This is a genomic window from Alkalicoccobacillus plakortidis (assembly GCF_023703085.1).
In the GTDB taxonomy this organism is placed as follows: domain Bacteria; phylum Bacillota; class Bacilli; order Bacillales; family Bacillaceae_D; genus Alkalicoccobacillus; species Alkalicoccobacillus plakortidis.
In genome coordinates, this window is sequence record NZ_JAMQJY010000007.1 from 1 (window position 1) to 19,486 (window position 19,486).

The following is a 19,486-nucleotide window of genomic DNA, read 5'->3' on the forward strand; positions in this document are numbered from 1 at the left end:
GTATTTTCAGAAATCTAAAAGAGGGAGGTAAACTCTTATGAATGGAAAGCATCTTTTCGTCATTGGAATCATTTCATCCTTTGTGTTACTTGGTGTTGCTGGGTATTTAGGGATTCCTGTTTCGTTAGCTCCGCTTTTAACAAATGTGTTTGGAGAGCCTACTCTCGTTACATCCGCGCTCGTCATAATTTCCTTAGGGTTGTTCTGTTATTTAATCTATAGATCCATAAAAAGAGCAGGTGGTTTTAATTGAGGGTTATCCCGTTATTACTGCTAATCATAGCTGTTTTGGTTAGTGGTATTACGTTATCTATATCTAACATAGGTGAACCTCTGGTTGCTTCGATGTGGATCTCTCTTTTAGTATTCCCTGTTCTAATGATCATTGTGTATCCGGTGAACTATTTGCTTTTTAAAGCTTATCATTCATTAACAGATAGTCGATTTGAGTTTGAATCATTAGCACAGATTGTTGTTTCTGCGCTTTTATTTGTTATTCATCTAGCTATCTCTCTTTATACATTAGGCATCAATGTAAACGTGGGTTTGGTTATAGGTGTCTTGTTAGGTGCACTTATGATTATAGCGGGATATGCCCTGCCAAAAACTAAGCCAAATGTTTTATTTGGCGCTCGTACAATTTGGGCATTAAAGGATGATGAGGTTTGGCGTCTAACCAATAAATTTGCTGGTAAACTTTTTGTTTATTTTGGTGTCGTATTAATTGTTTGCACGCTTATATTAGCGAACTCATTTTTTCTCATGATAACGGCACTTCTGTTCATTTTAATTAGTGTAACAATCATCATCGAGGTCTTTTCATTTAAAACATATAAGAATTTACATAGCAAATAATTCTACACCGACCCCAACGGATACCCATTGATTTATTCAGAGTAAATTGATAAAATTAGTCTAATTATAAAGCTCTTATCAAGAGAGGCAGAGGGACTGGCCCTATGAAGCCCGGCAACCGACACGTATGAAAAGGTGCCAAATCCAGCAGAACATTAATTGTTCTGATAGATAAGGAGAACGTACGCGTCTTCTAATCGAAGAGGTGTTTTTTTATTTTCTATAGGAATTGGGGGAGCGTTATGAGATACGGGTTTTGGCTACCGATTTTTGGTGGGTGGCTACGTAATGTTGAGGATGAACACATGCCATCTACCTTTGACTATGCAAAAAAAGTGGTTCAAGCAGCGGAGGAATGGGGCTATGATACGACGCTTCTTGCTGAGCTATATTTAAATGATATAAAAGGACCGGGCGAGGATGTGCTGGAGGCATGGACAACAGCCGCAGCATTGGCGTCGGTTACGAATAAAATAGAACTGATGACGGCCATTCGCCCTGGGTTTCATAATCCTGCGACAACGGCAAAAATGGCCGCAAACATCGATCAGATTAGCAATGGCCGTTTTACATTAAATGTTGTGTCTGCATGGTGGGCGGAGGAAGCACGCCAGTATGGCGGAGTGTTTACGGAGCATGATGAACGGTATGCGCGAACAGAGGAGTTCATTGATGTGTTAAAAGGTTTATGGACAGAAGAGTCCTTCTCCTATGATGGTAGCTACTATCAGCTAAAGGAAACGAGGCTTTCTCCTAAGCCAGTGCAACGTCCGAATCCGATTTTATATGCGGGTGGTGAAAGTGAGCAAGGCAAAACAACCATCTCAGAAAAATGTGATGCTTACGTGATGCATGGGGGCACGGTGGATGAGATTCGCACAAAGATTGCGGATATGAAAGCGCGTCGTGCAGAAACAGACCACGCACCATTTTCTAGTTTTGGCATGGCTGCCTATGTCATTTGCCGTGATACAGAGGAAGAGGCACATGCTGAGCTGGAACGAATCACGGATGTAAAGGAATCGGATGCCTATGCGGGCTATGATGATTTTACAAGTAAATCTCAGCTTGAGCAGCAGATTAAGCTTCAAGATTATTCCGTGTCCAATCGCGGGCTGAGACCGGAACTAATAGGCACACCTGAGACAATTGCGAAACGTATTCTTGAATTTGAAGAGGCAGGTCTTGATCTTGTGCTACTGCAATGCTCGCCGCAATACGAGGAGATGGAGCGTTTTGCTCGCGATGTGATGCCGGTGGTGGAACAATTAAGAAATCAAGCGAAGGAGACGATTTAATGAAAAAGATATATGTCATACATGAAAATCAAGAGTGGACGGTTCACTTGTTTAAGAGATTAGAAGAATTAGAGTTGCCTTATGAGGACTGGCACTTAGGATCTGGCTCGATTAACCTGAACGAAGCTCCGCCTGAGGGTATATTTTACTCTCGTATGAGTGCTTCTGCTCACACAAGAAATCACCGGTATGCACCGGAGCTCGCAGCAGCTGTGCTAGCGTGGCTTGAGCGTCATGGACGGACGGTCATTAATAATAGTCGTGCCTTGCAGCTTGAGGTCAGCAAGGTGGTTCAATACATGGAGCTTGAAAAATTTGGTGTGCGTACACCAAGAACAGTAGCAGCCGTTGGGCAGGATCAGATTCTTGAGGCAGCAGATGCCTTTGCAGGACAGGCTTTTATTACGAAGCATAACCGTGCTGGAAAAGGTCTTGGAGTGAGATTGTTTCAGGATAAGCAGACACTCGAAACCTACCTGAAAAGTGACGAATTTGAGGAGCCAGTTGATGGTATAACCCTTTTGCAGCAGTATATTGAAGCACCTGAACCTTATATTACTCGCTGTGAATTTGTTGGCGGCAAGTTTGTCTATGCGGTTCGAGTTGATACATCAGAAGGCTTTGAATTATGTCCGGCGGATGCATGCTCAATTGAGGACTTATTCTGCCCGGCTCGTGAGGAACCGAAAGCGAAATTCCAGGTGGATAACAGCTTTGACGAACCGGAACTAAACCAGTATGCAGAAGTGCTTAAGGCAAATGGCGTCCAGATTGCTGGTATTGAATGTATTCGTGATAAAGAGGGCAATCTCTACACGTATGATATTAATACAAATACCAACTATAACTCTGAAGCAGAGGAAAAAGCAGGCGTTTTCGGTATGCTTGAAGTAGCAAAATATCTCGGTAGCCGTTTAAAAGAAGAGCAGGCGGCTTTGGTTTGATCGAAAAACTGTCCTACATGCCTTTAACAGGCTGTGGGGCAGTTTTTTTGTTTGAAGCTTGTTTCCGAAACTTTTAGAAAAATCCGTTGACAAAGTATACGTAGTGCTTTACATTCATGATATAGAAAGCGTTTTCATTTTAAAGAGAGTCTGTACATGTAGTGATCAAAGGAATGAATCTAGCAGTTGGTTAAGCGCTTAACCATAATAGGAGGGTTCGTGTATGTCACGTTTATTAGTAAAACCTCATGGAGAATCAGGCGAGTTACATGCTGTCACGCCGCAGTCTGCGGATTGGCACTATGTCGGCTTTGCTGTTCATAAGCTTAAAGTAGGTGAGACGATCTCAGAAAAGACAGCTGATCAGGAATGTTGTTTGGTTTTATTAACTGGAAAAGCAACAATACGTACAAGTCAGGAGGTATTTGAACAACTGGGCTCACGGATGTCTGTGTTTGAGAAAATACCTCCTTTTTCTGTCTATGTGCCAAATGAGGATGAGTTTGTTGTAACAGCCGAGACCGATCTTGAGATAGCCATTTGCAAAGCACCCGGAAAAGGAAGTCATAAAGCCCGTGTGATCACACCGGATCAGGTTGGTACGGAGGATCGTGGGTCAGGGGCGATGTCTAGGCGTGTTCATAATATATTACCAGAAACAGAGCCAGCTGATAGCTTGCTAGTGGTTGAAGTGTATACAGATGGAGGGAATTGGTCGAGCTATCCTCCTCATAAGCATGATCGCGATAATCTTCCGGCAGAATCTTACTTGGAGGAAACCTATTATCATAAAGTCAATCCAAGTCAGGGTTATGTAATGCAGCGTGTGTATAATGACAGCCGCACAATAGATGAGGCAATTGCTGTTCCGAATGATCATGTGGTGCTTGTGCCTGAGGGATATCATCCGGTAGGTGTGCCAGCAGGGTATGAGTCATATTATTTAAATGTAATGGCGGGTCCAACAAGAGTATGGAAGTTTCATAATGATCCAGAGCATGAATGGTTATTTCAGCCTGTTAAATAGAATAGGAGGTTCTTATGAATCCACTAACGTTTCCTAATAATCGAGTGTTTGACGTATTGGCTCTAGGACGACTAGCCATTGATTTAAATGCCAATGAAACAATGAGACCCATGGAAGAAACGATGACTTTCACCAAATATGTAGGTGGTTCTCCTGCCAATATTGCGATTGGAAGTGCGCGCTTAGGACTTGAGACCGGTTTTATTGGACGTGTGTCAGATGATCAGATGGGGCGATTTATTCGTCAGTATTTAGAGAACAATCACATCGATACAAGTAATATTGTTAAGGATGATATGGGAGCCGTGACGGGGCTAGCATTTACGGAAATTAAAAGCCCACAAGACTGTAGCATCTTAATGTATCGAGATAACGCGGTTGATCTGACGCTCTCTCCGGATGATGTATCTGAATCGTATATTAAGCAGGCAAAATCGATTGTCATATCGGGTACTGCGCTTGCAAGTAGCCCATCACGAGAAGCGGTGTTTGTAGCACTTGATTTTGCCCGAAAACATAATGTAGTGGTTCTCTTAGACTTAGATTATCGACCATACACATGGAAGTCGACGCAGGAAACAGCGGTCTATTATAATCTCGCTGCTGAAAAGGCGGACGTCATCATTGGTACCAGGGAAGAGTTCGATATGATGGAGGGTCTTTTAAATGAAGCGGGAACCAAGCGATCAGCTAACAGCAGAAAAGTGGTTCTCACATCATGCGGAAATTGTGTTGATTAAGCATGGGGGAGAAGGCTCGTATGCCTTTTTAAAAGACGGGACAGTTCACCGAGGAGGTACATTCCAAACAAAAGTGTTAAAAACCTTTGGTGCAGGTGATTCTTATGCGTCAGCGTTACTCTTTGCCTTACACCAAGGCGCCACAATTCAAGAAGCGATGAGATACGGAGCTGCATCAGCCTCCATCGTCATTTCACGCCACAGCTGTTCCGATGCGATGCCAACACGTGATGAACTTGAGGAGTTTATGAAAACAGCAGTTGAGAACGTATAAAAAGGAGAGATTGTGATGGCACAAACGACAGTAGAAACGTTAAAAAACTTTGTAGGAGGAGAGTGGGTTGAGTCTCGTGCGAGTGAACATGTGCAGGTAATGAATCCCGCGACAGGGCAGGAATTGGCTCAAGTTCCTCTCTCAACAGTGGAAGATGTGAATCAAGCAGTTGAAACGGCACGTAACGCTTTTTCAGACTGGTCTCAAACAGCTGTTCCAAAAAGGGCGCGTGTTTTGTTTAAATATCAACAGCTATTGGTTGAGCATTGGGAAGAGCTCGCACAATTGATTACTACGGAAAATGGCAAAAGCTACACGGAGGCATATGGTGAGGTTCAGCGTGGCATTGAGTGTGTGGAATTCGCAGCTGGGGCGCCAACATTAATGATGGGCAAGCAACTGCCAGACATTGCAACCGGCATTGAATCAGGTATGTATCGCTATCCAATCGGTGTGATCGGTGGAATTACTCCATTTAACTTTCCAATGATGGTTCCTTGTTGGATGTTCCCGCTTGCGATCGCCTGCGGAAATACCTTTGTCTTAAAGCCATCAGAGCGAACGCCGCTTTTGGCAAATCGCTTGGCAGAGCTTTTTCAGGAAGCAGGTCTACCAAATGGTGTCTTAAATATTGTTCATGGAGCACATGATGTTGTGAACGGGTTATTGACACATAAAAATGTTAGCGCGATTTCATTTGTAGGTTCTCAGCCAGTGGCTAAATATGTGTATCAAAAAGGAACCGAACATCTAAAACGTGTGCAGGCATTAGCTGGGGCCAAAAACCACTCAATTGTGCTTGCAGATGCGGACATTGATGGAGCGGTCACTCAAATCACAGCTGCGGCATTTGGTTCGGCCGGTGAACGATGTATGGCAGCTTCTGTTGTGGCAGTTGAAGATAGCGTAGCGGATGACTTTATGGCCAAGTTAAAGCAAGCTGCAGATGAAATTACCATTGGAAATGGGTTAGATGAAGGTGTATTTTTAGGACCGGTCATTCGTAAGGAGCACCAAGCAACGGACATTTGACTACATTCAATCTGGAGTAGACCAAGGCGCGGAATTAGTTCGAGATGGTAGAGAAGATGAAGCTGTAAAAGGAGCAGGTTACTTTGCCGGTCCAACCATATTCGACCGAGTCACACCTGATATGACGATCTGGCAGGATGAATTGTTTGCACCTATTCTTTCCGTTGTACGTGTGCCGAATTTACAGGATGCTGTGGAGTTGGCAAACAAATCCCCTTTTGCAAATGGAGCATGCTTATTTACAACAAGTGGTGCGGCGATGAGGCAATTTAGAGAATCAATTGATGCGGGAATGTTAGGCATTAACGTGGGAGTCCCAGCACCAATGGCCTTTTTCCCTTTTTCAGGCTGGAAGGATTCTTTCTATGGAGATTTGCATGCAAATGGAGGAGATGGCGTGGAATTTTATACACGTAAAAAAATGGTGACAACGCGCTTGGTAGAGAGAGGAGGTTCTCACATGGAAACGGTTCGGTTAACAATGGCTCAAGCGTTAGTTCGGTTTTTGAATGCGCAATATCTGGACGTTGATGGAGATGTTCAACCGTTTATCAAAGGGGTCTTTACGATCTTTGGTCATGGTAATGTGTTGGGTGTTGGACAGGCGTTGGAAGAAAATGCTGGCCACCTAGACGTGTATCAAGGACGAAATGAACAGGGTATGGCTCAGGCTGCAGTTGCGTTTGCTAAGCAAAAAAGACGTAAACAGATAATGGCTTGCACAACCTCAGTCGGCCCAGGATCGGCTAACTTGGTGACAGCTGCAGCTACGGCGACAGCCAACCAAATCCCTGTTTTGCTGTTACCGGGAGATGTCTTTGCGACAAGACAGCCGGACCCTGTGCTTCAACAAATTGAGCAGACACATGATTTGTCGATCTCGACTAATGATGCCCTGCGTCCTGTCAGCCGGTACTGGGATCGAGTCATGCGACCAGAACAATTAATGTCTGCGATGCTTCAGGCGATGCGGGTATTAACAGATACGAGTAGTACGGGTGCGGTTTCGATTTGTTTGCCTCAAGACGTGCAAACAGAGGCATGGGATTATCCACTAGAATTTTTCTCTAAACGAATTCATACATTTAAGCGTCGTGCTCCTTCAGCGGAAGAGCTGCAGAGTGCGGTGACCTTAATTGCTTCTAGTGAGCGACCACTAATCGTTTGTGGTGGTGGAGTTCGTTACTCGGAAGCTGGTGATACACTGCGCCAATTTGCGGAAGCTCTTTATATTCCGATTGTCGAAACGCAGGCGGGAAAAAGTGCGGTTTCAAGCGAGTGTGAACTAAATCTTGGTGGGGTTGGTGTGACGGGGAATTTACAAGCAAATCAAGTGGCACGTCAGGCAGATCTAGTTATTGGCATTGGCACAAGGTACACAGATTTTACAACGGCCTCAAAGTCACTATTTTCAAAAGATGCTCGTATGCTATCTATTAATCCGTCCTCTTTTGATGCGAGTAAGCTGGGGGCAGTGGAGGTAGAAGCTGATGCAAAGGCAGCTCTCAGTGCAATGCTTCCATTACTTCAGGATGTCGGGTATCAGAGTAGCTATGGTGATAGTGTAGGAGAGATTAAAAATGAATGGCAAATAGAAAGAGAACGACTTTCCAACATTTCCTTTAAGAATGAACGTTTTGAACCAGAAATAAAAGGTCATCTTGATCAGGAACTAAAAGGTTATGCAGAAACACTAGGGTCAACGCTGACTCAAACATCCGTTTTAACTTATATCAATCAAGCCATTGCACCAGATTCCATTGTCGTAGGTGCTGCTGGCAGTCTTCCTGGAGACATGCAACGTTTATGGGAAGCACGTGGTGAGAACACGTACCATATGGAATACGGGTATTCGTGTATGGGATATGAGATTGCGGGGGCTTTTGGAGCAAAGCTTGCAGAGCCTGACAAAGAGATTTATGCAATGACGGGGGATGGCAGCTTTTTAATGTTACATTCGGAGCTTGTCACAAGCCTTCAGGAAAATCAGAAAATCACGATTTTACTCTTTGATAATGCTGGTTTTGGTTGTATTAATAACTTGCAGATGGGTCATGGAATGGGCAGCTATCAAACGGAATTTCGCAACAAATCAACACGGGAGATTATGCCAATCAACTATGCACAAGTGGCAGCAGGTTATGGTGCCGCTGTGTATGAAGTAAGAAGTATGGAAGAACTAGAGTCAGCACTAGAATCAGCCAAAAATGAAACACGTTCAACCTTACTTGATATAAAGGTTCTGCCAAAAACGATGACTGATGGTTACGGTGAGTCGTGGTGGCATGTTGGGGTAGCAGAGGTTTCTTCTAAAGAAGAGATAAAAGAGGCTTATCAAGATAAAGAAAACCAGCTGCAGAAGGCGCGGCGGTACTAAAACAGAGAGGGTCCCACACCCTCTTGTTTGGGGAGAAGATAATGATTAAGCTGGAATTGCTCCGATTGGCTGGACCAATGATGACTTACCGGAGCTTGGAGCGCAGAATACCTTTGAACAATGTATTAGTGAAATGGCACTTGCTGGTTTTAGTGGCTGCGAGATTGGAAACAAGTATCCGCGTGATCCGAAGCTTCTAGGTCATGCTTTGACCCTTCGTAAAATGGAGATTGCCAGTGCGTGGTTTAGTACCTTTCTAACGACCGCTCCATATGAAGAGACAGAAAAAGATTTTTTGGCACATCGTGATTTCCTTAATGAACTAGGAGCAAAAGTTATTGTTGTTTCTGAGCAAGGGAGGAGCATTCAAAAAAGGAATGAGCCGGTTTTAACGGGGCAGCCTATTTTTTCAACAAGAGAATGGAAGCGCTTAACTGAAGGATTGGAGAGGCTAGGCCAATTAGCTCAGGAAAAACAAATGGCGATTGTGTACCACCACCATATGGGGACTGGTGTACAAACGGCTGCTGATATTCATCGATTAATGGCTGAGACAAACCCTGATACGGTCTCCTTGCTTTTGGATACGGGCCATCTTGTTTTCTCAGGTGATGATCCAATCCAAGTCCTGCACGATCATGCCCATCGTATACGACATGTACATTTAAAGGATGTTCGCTTTGATGTATTGGAGCAGCAGGTTCGACCCAACCAATTAAGCTTTCTAGATGCAGTAAAAAAGGGTGTGTTCACCGTTCCTGGAGATGGAGAAATCAACTTCGCTCCATTATTTGAGGAACTTGCTAAGATCTCGTATAGTGGCTGGTTAGTTGTGGAGGCAGAACAGGACCCTGCGATAGCCAACCCATTTGAATATGCGTTAAAAGCACGCAAATATATCCAGGAATGTGCGAATTTATAGGGGCGAGATTAGAGAAAGGTGGTGCACACTATGCGTCCATTACGCTGCGCAGTAGTGGGATTAGGTAGACTTGGGAAGTGGCACGCAGAACATCTTATCCAGATGAAGGATGCTGAAGTCGTTGTTGTCTGTGATCCGTTTGCCGATCGTGCAAAAGAAATGGCGCGCGAGCTTCAAGTTCCTTATCACGAGACAAATGCAAGTAGAGTGATGCAAAGAGAGGATATTGATGCAGTGATTATTGCTGCTTCAACTGGTGCTCATTATGCGTTGATTCAAGAGGCGCTTCGATATGATAAAGCGGTTTTTGTAGAGAAACCACTAGCCACAACCTTAGAAGAAGCAGCCAGCATTAAGGCGACAATGGCTACTCTGCCGCAGAGCTTTCTTCAAGTTGGTTTCATGCGCAGGTTTGATCCGGCCTATGAGGTTGCGAAACAGCATATTGCCAAAGGGGCTATAGGAGAGCCGAAGTATTATAAGGGCATTACAAGAGATCCTGGATCGCCACCGGCTGAGTTTATTAAAAACAGTGGGGGGATCTTTCTCGATCTCGCCATTCATGATTATGATGCTGCGCGGTTTTTATTAGGTGCTGAAGTGAATCAAGTCACAAGCTGCGGACAGACAATTATTCATGACTTCATGACTGAGTACGGTGATATTGATCAGTCAATGACCTTCCTGACATTTGACAATGGTGCTTGTGCTGACATTGAAGCGAGCCGAAATGCGTTTTACGGCTATGATATTCGAGGTGAAATCGTTGGTACAGAAGGCACGTTAATGATCGGCGAACTCGCTCATCACGATGTGAAACTGTATACGAAAAAAGGTGCCACATACGATCTTGTTCCGGGCTTCCCCGAACGATTTGGCTCAGCCTATCAACGAGAGCTCGCAGCGTTTACTGAGGCAGTTCAAAACAAACAGCCCTCCCCAGTTACAGTGGAGGATGGATTAAAAGCATTGGAAATTGCGTATGCCGCTACACACTCGTTCAAACAGCAGCAATCTGTTAGGATAGAATCACACGTACCGTTTTGATAATCACTAAAGGCACCGGTGCCTGGAACTGGTGCTTTTTTATATACAGAGGAGAGTGGCGCATCCATGCAGCCAACGATATATGATGTCGCCAAACAAGCCGGGGTATCAATCGCAACCGTTTCAAAAGTTGTGAACAACAAAGGACGTATTGGTGAGCAGACAAAGAAAAAAGTCATCGCGATTATGAAGGAATTAAATTATCAGCCTAATGCTTTCGCTGCGGCCTTAACCGGAAAATCGACTCAAACAATAGGCGTCATTATCCCTGATTTAGCAAACCCTTATTTTGCAGAGCTAGCTAAGTGCTTAGAGGATGAGGCTCATAAAATGGGATTCAGTTTGATGATTTGTAGCACAGACAATAACTCTGAGAAAGAAGAGACGTATATAAATCTCTTTATCCGCAAAAAAGTGGATGGCTGTATTTTAGCATCAACGTTATCCAATCCTCAGCTTGTGACGGAACTTGCTATTCAATATATGCCTGTTGTATTAGCTGGACAGGCTATTCTTGAAAAAGATCTTCCGGCCGTATCCGTTCATGATCAACAAGGAGGGTACATAGCTACAACGCATTTAACAGCATTGGGACATCAGCGTATTGCGATTATTATGGAACCAAAGGCATTCAGTAGCTTGGAACGGTTAAAGGGGTACAAAAAAGCATTAAAAGAAGCAGGATTAATCTATGATGAGAATTTAGTTATGACAGCAGACGCAACACTCACGGGAGGCGCAGATGCGTTCCGTCTTTTTGTAGACATGGAACAGCCACCAACGGCCATTTTTGCATGTAATGATGTATTGGCGATCGGGGTATGCCAAGAAGCCCATCGAGCTAGTATTCACATACCCGATGAGCTATCTATTATTGGATTTGATAATACGATCTTAGCATCCGTTACGAGTCCTCCGTTAACCACGGTTGCTCAGCCATTACGAGAGATGAGTCGACAAATGATTACTACGCTTTTAACAAGTTCAAATGAAAAGCGTGGGAATCAGCAATTTGTATTTGAGCCTCAATTGGTCAATCGTCAGTCCACAGCAAAACTCAATTAATGATGGAAACCACCACTCATCGAATCGAGTTCAAAGGAATGGATAACTTCTTCAGTTTCATCAAGAATTTCAACCGTGTGAGAGTCGTACCAGTTATCATCACTTGATGTAATCGATAAAAACGTCTGATTTTCGATTGGGACAGTAACTGTTTCTCCAGAATAAATGATTCGCGCTTCGTTAGCTTCTGGGAGTGGAGTATAGCCAAATGTTACAACCGTATAGTCAAAGTCACGGTTGTGCCACGTTCCTGACTCAAAACGCTGTGTCTGAGTACCATTTGTGCCGGCTCGACTGAAGCCCCCCTCTAGAACCAGTCCGCTTAAAGGGATGCGCGTGAATTTATCTTGATTGACGGTTAATTTCTCTAGACCAAGGTCTGTTTCGTTTACATTGTAAATCGCATAGGCCTCGTCTGAATCAACATTCTCCCAAAGCACTTCAATAGTGGATTGCTCAGGATGACTAGCCGCAATGGCATCCTCTATTTCTGAATAAGAGGTGTTATCAATATAAATTTCACCAGGAGTCAGAGAAGTCATGAGCCCGCCGTAAGAACAGATGAATAGGCATGACATCAAAATGGTCGAGAGCAGCGTCCCTTTAGTTAAGAGTAATACGGCTAATCCAACCAGTAAAAAGATAATAGAAAGATACAAAAGCACAAATCCAATGGGACCAGGTGAAAAGGAAAGCAGTTGAAACTGAGCTAATGGCTCTTGAATAAATAGTTGAGTAATCCAACTGACAGGCTCCGACTGAAGTGTACGCAGTACTTCGTGTGGAGGCTCCATCTCAGACATGAAACCTGTTACGATAAAAATAAAGAAGGCGATTGTTGATTCTGCACGAAACGAACGTCTAAGCTGTGGCTCGGATAGTCTTGGTTTTTTTAGACTAAGCATAACAAGATGTCTTAATCCAAAAAACAATAACGGCAGATACAGCAAGTGTTTCACTAATAACAACTGACCATAGCTTAATAGCCAACCATTAAAATAATCCTCGGTAACCCGTGTGACTAAAAATAACCCACTAAGGGACAGCAACAAAACAGAACCAAGCCGCAACGGGAGAAAACCATTTATGAAGGGACTGACTGTTCGGAAGTTCCTTAGCAAACCAACCCAAAACAATCAGTGGACCAATCCAAGCAGCAACACTAATAAAATGAATAAAGGTAGAGACAACCCCCATCCAAGCAAGCAATCGATGCTCCATGACTTGCCCAACTCGCCGACAGCATGAGAAGGATCATCCCTGTGAGTAATAGATAATTCGTGATAGATGATGCCTTTTTTTCCGCGCGATGAATTAAAATCAAACAAATAGTAATGACGATAGAAAATAACAAAGCCTGACCAGTTGCATACGTCAGTAAAACCGTACTTAGGGCATCAGACCAACTCAAACCAAATGAACTGGTAAGTGTTGTTACGACATTCATTGACGGAACAGCAAGTAAAATAGGGATGGAAATAAGCATACTCTCAACCGTCTGTTTCTGAAGAGTCATGGATGCACTGAATTTAGGTGGAACGATCTTAAGAATAAAATAACCAGTTACGATAGCAAATGCGATGTATAGAAAAATATTAGATAGTTGTACAATAATCATGGAGTGCCTCCAAAAGTGTAGAATCTCATCTACATTGTAACCATCAAATCTAAAATGAGACAAGGGTTGGCTAAGTGTTTGATGAACGGAAAAGGGCAATGTGACAGTCATGTTCACATAAGCACACATTTTCTAAGATGATTAATGAAAGAATAAAGTGACATTAAGGAACGAACGAGTTATCTTTTAAAGAGTTATGTACGTATACCTTACATAGAAGTGAATAGAGGAGTCGATAAGTATGTTGATAAAAGAAGTAAAACTAAAAGTGGCCCTGGTCATGGTGATGGCAGGCCTACTCATAGGATTTGTTCCAACAAACGCCTTTGCCCATTCGCAGTTAGAGAGCTCAACACCAGAGGACGGTCAAACAATACAAGAACAAACAGACACGATTGAATTGCAATTTAGTGCAGGCATCGAATCTGCTAGTACACTAACGCTAACAAACGAGGCCGGAGAAGAACTCCCTGTTGAGGTTAACACAAACGGATCTTCCCTAGAGGCTAAAACAGAAGAGCCGCTTGCAAATGGGGTCTACGAAGTGGCTTATAATATTCTCAGTGAAGACACACATCCAGTTGAAGGCACATTTTCTTTTACTGTGAATGCAGAAGAAGCAGAGGAACCAGAAGCTGAAGCTGAACCAGAAACAGAAGAGCCTGCGGATGAAGAAAACCAAGAAGAGCCAGTCGAAGCGCCAGACAATCAGGTTGATACAGAACAAGAGTCATCCGGATTTAGTTTTATCTGGATTGCCGTCATTATTGTCGTCATCGGCTTAGTTGCAGGTGCCGTTAGTCGTACTAGAAATAGAAAATAAATATTGTTGCATTAAAAAAAGCTGCTGAATCATTGATTTAGCAGCTTTTTGTTAAGGTCGTTTATTTCTTTTTCGATGAGAGCTACTGAGATTGAAAATGCGTCGATCCGCCTTTTTGCTAAGGTGATTTGGGATTTGTATCGGTTGGGGTTTTCTTTCGTTTCTAGTGTTTTCACTGTTTCTTTTAGTTTGTGTATCGTTGAATCGATTTGTCGTTTTGCTTCGATGAGTTCAGATGCTTCAAAGTCCATTTATAATCTCCTCATATGTATTTTTAATGAAACGTTTGTTTAACGTAAAAGTCAGTAACATAATATGACGATTGTATTGCTGTGACTTTTATTATGCAATAAACTATATCTGTAGTTGCATATGGATCGTCAATCGTATAACCCCAATAATATGGATTGGGGGTTTCTATTAGGAGCCTTAAACTTCCTAGCTACGAGAATAGGTTTGCCCTATTTTTGTGGCTATTTTTTGTGGGCAAATCTTCTTTCATTTTAAAAAAGGAGTGATTGAAGTGGGAAGCATCTTAATTAAGCAGGCTGAGATTGTTACGATGAACAAGGACGAGGAAATTTTTGTTGGAGACCTATTGATTGAAGACACAGTTATCAAAGCAATTGGAAAAAACTTAGAGGATACAAAAGCAGATAAAATCATTGATGGACGCGGAAAAACCGTTATTCCTGGATTTGTGCAGACCCATATCCATCTTTGCCAGACTGCCTTTCGAGGTAAAGGTGATGATCTCGAATTAATGGATTGGCTGCAGAAACGAATTTGGCCACTTGAAGCGGCTCACGATGAAGAGTCGATTTATTATTCTGCAATGCTTGGCATTGGTGAATTGATACAAAGTGGTACAACATCCATTGTTGATATGGAGACCGTTCACCACACGGATTCGGCTTTTCAAGCCATTGCTTCAACCGGAATTAGAGCACTAGCTGGAAAGGTAATGATGGATAAAGGAACCGAGGTACCAAAGGCATTACAGGAAAATACGCAGCAATCGATTCAAGAGAGCGTGGATTTGTTGGAGAAATGGCATAATCACGACCAAGGGCGAATTCAATATGCTTTTACCCCGCGATTTGTTGTCTCGTGTACAGAGCCACTTCTAAAGGAAGTTCAAAAACTATCGGATCATTATCAAGTAAAGGTACACACACATGCGTCTGAAAATCGTGGGGAAATCGAGATTGTGCAAGCAGAGACAGGTATGAGAAATATCGTGTACCTAGACCATTTAGGGCTTGGCAAATGAACGCCTTATCTTGGCTCATTGTGTATGGCTTGATGCCCAGGAGAAGAAAATCCTAAAAGATCGAGGCGTGAAGGTGACTCATTGTCCAGGATCGAACCTCAAGCTAGCATCCGGTATAGCAGAAATTCCAGATTTGCTTAGCCAGGATATTGCCGTCAGTCTTGGCGCAGACGGAGCACCGTGCAATAATAACCTCGATATGTTTAATGAAATGCGAATGGCCGCACTGATCCAGAAACCAGAGCACGGCCCAACTGCCATGAATGCACGCACGGTTTTTCGGATGGCTACACGTGGAGGAGCCAAAGCCATTGGACTTGAACATGAGATCGGAAGTCTTGAAGTCGGCAAAAAAGCAGATATTGCCATTCTTGATCTAAATGATTTTCACACATACCCATCCTTTGATGTGGACATCATCTCCCGTATAGTCTACTCAGCAACACGGGCAGATGTAGTAACCACTATTATCAACGGAAAAATCGTCATGGAAAATCGAATCATGAAAACACTAGATAAACAACTAGTCCTCAGTGAATCGAATCGAGTGATGCAGAGGTTAGTTAAGCGTCTACCGAAGATTTCATAGTAACTTGCGAGGAGGATGGAGTTTTACCAAGATGAATCGTTGTTTTGGCAAGCTTGGAAGAGGTTTTAGCAAGAGACTGCCGTTGTTGCCAAGAGAAAGCTCGGGTTGATCAAGACCGATTCACAGTTTTCTAAGAGCTAAGGTCGTTTGCGAAGAGAGAAGTCCAACTGAGCAAGAGCCGAGGCCGAAAACCAAGAGAGAAGCCCAAGCTTACCAAGAGCCGAGGATGAGTACCAAGAGAGAAGTTCAGGTTACTAAGATCCAAGGCCGAAAACCAAGAGAGAAGTCCAACTGAGCAAGAGCCAAGGTCGAGTACCAAGAGAGAAGTCCAAGCTTACCAAGAGCCGAGGCCGAAAACCAAGAGAGAAGCCCAACTTACCAAGAGCCGAGGCCGAAAACCAAGAGAGAAGTCCAGCTTACCAAGAGCCAGGGTCGCATACCAAGAGCTTGGATCAACATAGCAAGGTAAGAGCCACTTTACCAAGACCGCAAAGCTGTTACAAAGAAGAATTCTCAATATATTTACGTAAGAACACGAAAAGGAGGCAAACGAGATCCTTTTCGTGTTTTTTTTATTGATTCCTCTTTCCTGAATTTACTGCCTCCATGAATACTCCGCCAACTCCGACAAATACTAAAAGCAAATCATTTTGTCGGAAGTGGGGACCGGAACATGGAAGATATTTTTCTCGCATTACTTCGCACGGGGCTTGTTTTTATCATGATTCTGTTTTTCTTTCGTTTAACCGGGAAAAAAGATATTGGAGAGATCAGTGTCCTTGATATTGTTATCACTCTTTTAATTGTCGATATTGCCGTTATCATGATTGAAGATACAAACATGCCTGTCATGAAAGGTCTTGCTCCGGTACTTTTGTTATTTGCTATTCAATATACATTTTCCCGAATTTCTTTAAAAAATCAGAAGTTCCGAGATGTGGTGGATGGACGGCCTGTACTTATTATACGGGAGGGTAAGCTGCAGCAAGAGAATATGAAGAAGCAATCTTACAATCTTGATGATGTTTTACTTCAGTTGCGAACAAAAGATGTTTTTGATATTCGTGAAGTAGAATACGCCTTGTTAGAGACTTCGGGGGCATTATCCGTATACAAAAAAGGGGATCAATACCCCTTTACACTGCCATTTATCTTAGATGGTGCGGTTCAGGAGGAGCATCTAAGTATTTTGGGTAAAACCTCCGATTGGTTAAAAAAAGAACTAGAGAACAGAGGATATTCGCATTTTGATCAGGTGTTTTATTGTGGCTTTACTACAGAGAAGCATTTGTATATTGAACCTAAGACCCATTTGGAGAAATAAAATATGGTCTCACACTCATTTGCAAAATTTCCTCTAAATCTTCTAAACGAATAAGATAATAATCGACGGCATCAGGAATATGTACGTCAAGATCGCTTGTAATCTGATCTGTATAAAGAACAAAATGTGTATCATCTAAAGGTCTAATGGCAAGCGCGGCTTGAGTGACTGTAACAATTGTGAGTTCATCATGAAAATCTTCGGCTTCTATTCGTTCAAATGGTGATGTCAGGTTAAAGGAAAGAGTGCCACTGTTTTTTGTTGCCGGAACCAGCAGCCAATGGGGGAAAAGCTCTCCATCAAGTTCTTCATAATAAACCTTCATTACCTCACTCCTTAAGCTAGTTATAGCTTAAGTATAAATGATTTGACAACCAAGTAAAAAAGAGCTATCTCAATTTGGGTGCATTCTTGTAGGAATGGCCTTGAAATGAGACAGCTCTTATTATTTAATGGCATACAGAATATCGCCAATACCTACTTATTAAAGAATTGACGATAAAAATCTTTGCTTCAATACTTATTTGCAGTAAGAAGCACCAATGATTACAAGTAGAATGAATAGAACAACGATTAAAGCAAAACCATTGCCACAACCGCCGCTATAACCTCCTACTGGTCCTTGTTGTTGACCGTAACCGTAGCCACCGCCACAACCGTAGTCAGCACCACCGTAGTTACCACCACCGAAGAAGCCCATGCGTACACCGCCTTTCAAAGGGAATACTTTACTTTATGCAATCATTTGAAATTGGCGACGGATGTGGGCTGATTTTTCAATGAAAGGGCGTTGTGACTAGAAGTTATTTAACCCCGGTTAGCTGACTTTTCTTCAGTCCTGTAACAGCACCAACAAGCTTGATATCTATGCCATAATCGAGCATACATTCAGCCACTTCAATCTTCGTTTCTTCTCTTGTTGAATAGCGGACTCTCTCTAAGATGGCGAGGAAATCGGCGTGCGGAAGCTCGGATTCTTTTTTCATAAATCATCATCCTTTTGCGTTTCTTTTTATTATAACGAATGTATGTTCGTATTGATAGAAGAAAATAATAGAAAATTTTTTTCGAAAAAGTTTTTAAAAACACTTGTCTTATTCCTGTCGATTGGGTATAATACTTTTTGTCAGTGTTTCAGACACACGATCTGGCCCGTTGGTCAAGCGGTTAAGACACCGCCCTTTCACGGCGGTATCACGGGTTCGATTCCCGTACGGGTCACCATTATCTTAATAGATATATGAGCAATAGGCCAAGAGTTCGAGGACATGAGTTTTCAAAAGAGGAAGCGTACAACCGTACGTGACCGACCTTAGAATAACGAAATGGACGAAGAAATCCGCAGTTTATTTGCAGCCATTGACAAAGAGAAGCGAAGAGTTCGAGGACATGAGTTTTCAAAAGAGGAAGCGTACAACCGTACGTGACCGACCTGAGAATAACGCAGTGGACGAAGAAATTCGCAGTTTATCTGCAGCCATTGACAAAGAGAAGCGAAGAGTTCGAGGACATGAGTTTTCGAGAGAAGGAGCGTACGACCGTACGTGACTGAGCGAGAATAACGAAATGGACGAAGAAATCTGAAGCTTATCTGCAGTCAAACTGGAGGATTAGCTCAGCTTGGAGAGCATCTGCCTTACAAGCAGAGGGTCGGCGGTTCGAGCCCGTCATCCTCCACCATTTACTTTTTTAATTCTTTTAGCTTGGAGGGGTAGCGAAGTGGCTAAACGCGGCGGACTGTAAATCCGCTCCCTACGGGTTCGGCAGTTCGAATCTGCCCCCCTCCACCATTTTTTTGTTTTTGTTGGGCTATAGCCAAGCGGTAAGGCAACGGATTTTGATTCCGTCATTCCCTGGTTCGATCCCAGGTAGCCCAACCATTTTTTCTTTCTCATTAACATGAGCCATTAGCTCAGTTGGTAGAGCATCTGACTTTTAATCAGAGGGTCGAAGGTTCGAATCCTTCATGGCTCACTCTTTTTTTACTTTACATTTAGATACGTATATAACGAGAAGCCATCTTCTATTTGGAGTATGGCTTCTTTTTTTGTGCACAATAAAAAAACATCTCGAAGTAGAGATGTCTATGTGATCAACCTGCGATGGATTTGTATTCATTAAGTAAATGATCTAGCTCTTGGCTTCTGCTAATAATATCAGGAGAGCTGAGGTCTATTGTGAGTGCCATTACATTTAGGTCATGGCGAACTCTTTCTATATTTTTTAAGAGCGTGTGTGTTGTCTTGGAAGTCATATCACATCACCCCTTTTCTGGGAA

The 19,486-nt window shown here is 43.0% G+C and carries 20 protein-coding genes, 5 tRNA genes, 2 pseudogenes and 2 riboswitches; of the genes and pseudogenes, 20 read left to right on the forward strand and 7 right to left on the reverse strand.

Annotated features, from left to right (window positions below):
- Positions 1-37 precede the first annotated feature (37 nt).
- The 11 genes and pseudogenes from NDM98_RS22325 (at position 38) to NDM98_RS22375 (ending at position 11,581) form a co-directional block, all read left to right on the forward strand.
- A complete protein-coding gene (locus NDM98_RS22325; RefSeq protein ID WP_251611676.1) occupies positions 38-253 on the forward strand; it encodes a hypothetical protein in 216 nt (71 codons plus the stop codon).
- Positions 250-855, forward strand: coding sequence for an SdpI family protein (locus NDM98_RS22330; RefSeq protein ID WP_251611677.1), 606 nt, complete (start codon positions 250-252; stop codon positions 853-855). The genes NDM98_RS22325 and NDM98_RS22330 overlap by 4 nt, the downstream gene beginning before the upstream one ends.
- A gap of 72 nt (positions 856-927) precedes the next feature.
- Positions 928-1,033, forward strand: a riboswitch (SAM riboswitch).
- Between the two features lie 64 nt (positions 1,034-1,097).
- The gene (locus NDM98_RS22335; RefSeq protein ID WP_251611678.1) at positions 1,098-2,153 is read left to right on the forward strand and encodes an LLM class flavin-dependent oxidoreductase; all 1,056 of its coding nucleotides are present in this window, start codon (positions 1,098-1,100) and stop codon (positions 2,151-2,153) included.
- Positions 2,153-3,097, forward strand: a complete 945-nt coding sequence (locus NDM98_RS22340) for an ATP-grasp domain-containing protein (protein WP_251611679.1) — start codon at positions 2,153-2,155, stop codon at positions 3,095-3,097. Before NDM98_RS22335 ends, NDM98_RS22340 begins: the two co-directional genes overlap by 1 nt.
- 223 nt (positions 3,098-3,320) lie before the next feature.
- Positions 3,321-4,124, forward strand: coding sequence for a 5-deoxy-glucuronate isomerase (iolB, locus tag NDM98_RS22345; protein WP_251611680.1), 804 nt, complete (start codon positions 3,321-3,323; stop codon positions 4,122-4,124).
- 14 nt (positions 4,125-4,138) lie between these two features.
- Positions 4,139-5,138: pseudogene (gene iolC, locus NDM98_RS22350) on the forward strand (5-dehydro-2-deoxygluconokinase).
- A gap of 15 nt (positions 5,139-5,153) precedes the next feature.
- The gene (locus NDM98_RS22355) at positions 5,154-6,170 is read left to right on the forward strand and encodes an aldehyde dehydrogenase family protein (protein ID WP_251611681.1); all 1,017 of its coding nucleotides are present in this window, start codon (positions 5,154-5,156) and stop codon (positions 6,168-6,170) included.
- A 4-nt stretch (positions 6,171-6,174) separates the two neighbouring features.
- A complete protein-coding gene (gene iolD / locus NDM98_RS22360; RefSeq protein ID WP_251611757.1) occupies positions 6,175-8,547 on the forward strand; it encodes a 3D-(3,5/4)-trihydroxycyclohexane-1,2-dione acylhydrolase (decyclizing) in 2,373 nt (790 codons plus the stop codon).
- Between the two features lie 55 nt (positions 8,548-8,602).
- Positions 8,603-9,469 (forward strand): myo-inosose-2 dehydratase, encoded by an 867-nt coding sequence (iolE, locus tag NDM98_RS22365; protein WP_251611760.1) that lies wholly within the window; start codon positions 8,603-8,605, stop codon positions 9,467-9,469.
- 30 nt (positions 9,470-9,499) lie between these two features.
- Positions 9,500-10,516 (forward strand): Gfo/Idh/MocA family oxidoreductase, encoded by a 1,017-nt coding sequence (locus tag NDM98_RS22370; protein ID WP_251611682.1) that lies wholly within the window; start codon positions 9,500-9,502, stop codon positions 10,514-10,516.
- A gap of 66 nt (positions 10,517-10,582) precedes the next feature.
- Complete coding sequence (locus tag NDM98_RS22375) at positions 10,583-11,581, forward strand: LacI family DNA-binding transcriptional regulator (RefSeq protein WP_251611683.1); 999 nt, start codon at positions 10,583-10,585, stop codon at positions 11,579-11,581.
- Here NDM98_RS22375 and NDM98_RS22380 read toward each other — a convergent pair.
- Both NDM98_RS22380 and NDM98_RS22385 read right to left on the reverse strand, forming a co-directional pair.
- Positions 11,578-12,717, reverse strand: a complete 1,140-nt coding sequence (locus tag NDM98_RS22380; protein ID WP_251611684.1) for a CopD family protein — start codon at positions 12,715-12,717, stop codon at positions 11,578-11,580. The two genes, NDM98_RS22375 and NDM98_RS22380, sit on opposite strands and share 4 nt — an antisense overlap.
- A gap of 26 nt (positions 12,718-12,743) precedes the next feature.
- Entirely contained in the window at positions 12,744-13,199 is a 456-nt protein-coding gene (locus tag NDM98_RS22385) for a hypothetical protein (protein ID WP_251611685.1), read from the reverse strand.
- 241 nt (positions 13,200-13,440) lie between these two features.
- Between NDM98_RS22385 and NDM98_RS22390 the strand changes: the two genes are divergently transcribed.
- On the forward strand, positions 13,441-14,022 hold the full coding sequence (locus NDM98_RS22390) for a copper resistance CopC family protein (RefSeq protein WP_251611686.1): 582 nt from the start codon (positions 13,441-13,443) through the stop codon (positions 14,020-14,022).
- A gap of 29 nt (positions 14,023-14,051) precedes the next feature.
- Here NDM98_RS22390 and NDM98_RS22395 read toward each other — a convergent pair whose 3' ends face one another.
- Positions 14,052-14,273, reverse strand: a complete 222-nt coding sequence (locus NDM98_RS22395) for a hypothetical protein (protein ID WP_251611687.1) — start codon at positions 14,271-14,273, stop codon at positions 14,052-14,054.
- A 113-nt stretch (positions 14,274-14,386) separates the two neighbouring features.
- A riboswitch (purine riboswitch) is annotated at positions 14,387-14,487 on the forward strand.
- 58 nt (positions 14,488-14,545) lie between these two features.
- Between NDM98_RS22395 and NDM98_RS22400 the strand changes: the two are divergent.
- Positions 14,546-15,884 (forward strand): annotated as a pseudogene (locus NDM98_RS22400) (5'-deoxyadenosine deaminase).
- A gap of 673 nt (positions 15,885-16,557) precedes the next feature.
- Positions 16,558-17,208 (forward strand): DUF421 domain-containing protein, encoded by a 651-nt coding sequence (locus tag NDM98_RS22405; protein WP_251611688.1) that lies wholly within the window; start codon positions 16,558-16,560, stop codon positions 17,206-17,208.
- Here the strand turns inward: NDM98_RS22405 and NDM98_RS22410 are convergent.
- The 3 genes from NDM98_RS22410 to NDM98_RS22420 form a co-directional block, all read right to left on the reverse strand.
- Positions 17,186-17,533, reverse strand: a complete 348-nt coding sequence (locus NDM98_RS22410) for a hypothetical protein (RefSeq protein ID WP_251611689.1) — start codon at positions 17,531-17,533, stop codon at positions 17,186-17,188. The two genes, NDM98_RS22405 and NDM98_RS22410, sit on opposite strands and share 23 nt — an antisense overlap.
- A gap of 195 nt (positions 17,534-17,728) precedes the next feature.
- Positions 17,729-17,908 (reverse strand): YjcZ family sporulation protein, encoded by a 180-nt coding sequence (locus NDM98_RS22415; protein WP_251611690.1) that lies wholly within the window; start codon positions 17,906-17,908, stop codon positions 17,729-17,731.
- 103 nt (positions 17,909-18,011) lie between these two features.
- Positions 18,012-18,194, reverse strand: a complete 183-nt coding sequence (locus NDM98_RS22420; protein WP_251611691.1) for a hypothetical protein — start codon at positions 18,192-18,194, stop codon at positions 18,012-18,014.
- 163 nt (positions 18,195-18,357) lie between these two features.
- Between NDM98_RS22420 and NDM98_RS22425 the strand changes: the two genes are divergently transcribed.
- From NDM98_RS22425 to NDM98_RS22450, 6 genes are all read left to right on the forward strand, one after another.
- Positions 18,358-18,432 (forward strand) — tRNA-Glu (locus tag NDM98_RS22425).
- A gap of 165 nt (positions 18,433-18,597) precedes the next feature.
- Positions 18,598-18,756: a hypothetical protein gene (locus tag NDM98_RS22430; protein ID WP_251611692.1), complete on the forward strand. Its 159-nt coding sequence runs from the start codon at positions 18,598-18,600 to the stop codon at positions 18,754-18,756.
- Between the two features lie 56 nt (positions 18,757-18,812).
- Positions 18,813-18,888: transfer RNA gene (locus NDM98_RS22435), tRNA-Val, on the forward strand.
- A 25-nt stretch (positions 18,889-18,913) separates the two neighbouring features.
- A tRNA-Tyr gene (locus NDM98_RS22440) sits at positions 18,914-18,998 on the forward strand.
- Positions 18,999-19,013: 15 nt separating this feature from the next.
- Positions 19,014-19,088 (forward strand) — tRNA-Gln (locus tag NDM98_RS22445).
- Positions 19,089-19,109: 21 nt separating this feature from the next.
- A tRNA-Lys gene (locus NDM98_RS22450) sits at positions 19,110-19,182 on the forward strand.
- A 118-nt stretch (positions 19,183-19,300) separates the two neighbouring features.
- Here NDM98_RS22450 and NDM98_RS22455 read toward each other — a convergent pair.
- Entirely contained in the window at positions 19,301-19,462 is a 162-nt protein-coding gene (locus tag NDM98_RS22455; RefSeq protein ID WP_251611693.1) for an aspartyl-phosphate phosphatase Spo0E family protein, read from the reverse strand.
- Positions 19,463-19,486 lie beyond the last annotated feature (24 nt).